Below are 660 nucleotides of genomic sequence, written 5' to 3'. Positions count from 1 at the left end.
TTGGATCGAGATCTATGCTAGTCACCCAGCTTTTTACGATACGGCCATAATGACGAGTTGTAATATGTCCTCCTAATTTTGATCTGCTAGGAAATAGATACTCTAGGGAGCTTAGCGAACGACTTTCAATCCAGTTCGCTATTGTCTCTCGGGTCTTTCTTGTGATTTCAAAAACGACTGGATGTTGTGTCTTTTGTTGGATGACTTGCGCTCTAACCATCACTTCGGAATTACGGGCGATATCTCGAACCATGAGTTTAACCAAGTCGCATCCGCGTAGTTTGCTGTCTAAAGCCAAGTTAAATAACGCTAAGTCTCTTAGTTTTCCAGCCATCTCCAGCCGTGTTCTGATTGCCCATATGTGCTCTTGTTTCAATGGTAGTTTTTGGCCTACCAGTTTCCCTTTGTTCCAAGGTTCGCGTTTCGATTTTTTCTCAGAGAAATACATAACTTACCTCCAAAACTTCGTTCATTAATGTGCCTTATCGATCAAGCACGAGAAACATTATGGACAATACTAAAGTTTGGCATGCTGAAACCTTTTGGGTTACACTTGCGCCATGATTAAAAGCTTCCTCCACAAAGGGCTTCAGAAGTTTTATGACTCTGGAAGTACCTCCGGCATCCAGAAAAAACATGAGAAGAAGCTTCGTTTGATTC

1 protein-coding gene is annotated in these 660 nt (G+C 42.0%); it reads right to left on the bottom strand.

Translation table 11 applies throughout. From position 1 onward, the window contains the following. Window positions 1-448 (bottom strand): tyrosine-type recombinase/integrase (locus A3738_RS08750; RefSeq protein WP_068763535.1); only part of this gene is annotated, 448 nt, incomplete at its 3' end. Window positions 449-660 lie beyond the last annotated feature (212 nt).

The organism is Oleiphilus sp. HI0066 (genome assembly GCF_001635725.1).
This window is presented reverse-complemented; position numbering and strand designations above follow the sequence as displayed.